Source organism: Psychrobacter sp. Rd 27.2 (assembly GCF_001921755.1).
GTDB lineage: Bacteria > Pseudomonadota > Gammaproteobacteria > Pseudomonadales > Moraxellaceae > Psychrobacter > Psychrobacter celer.
Window position 1 is genome coordinate 1 of sequence record NZ_MRYB01000139.1, and the last position, 351, is coordinate 351.

General features: G+C 43.9%; 1 pseudogene. It reads right to left on the reverse strand.

Going from position 1 to position 351, the window contains the following annotated elements:
* Positions 1 to 351, reverse strand: a pseudogene (locus tag BTV99_RS12935) (UDP-N-acetyl-D-mannosamine dehydrogenase); the annotation flags it as partial.

Sequence of the window (351 nt, forward strand, 5' to 3'; positions counted from 1 at the left end):
TTTCACGTAGATCATCAATGTTAGGGTTGAATGCTAAACCTAATAGCTCGACTGTCGGTTTCTCGATACCTTGCGCTTTTAAACTATCTACTTCTGCGTTGATTTTTTCAATGACCCAGTTAGGCTTATTGTCATTGATCTCACGAGCCGCACGGATGATTTTAGCTTCCTCTGGATTTTGATTGACGATGAACCATGGATCGACAGCGATACAATGACCGCCGACTCCAGCGCCAGGTTGCAAGATATTGACACGAGGATGATGATTGGCCAGCTCAATCAGCTCCCAGACATTGATATCGAGCTTATCTGAGATAATAGACAACTCATTGGCGAAGGCTATACTGACAT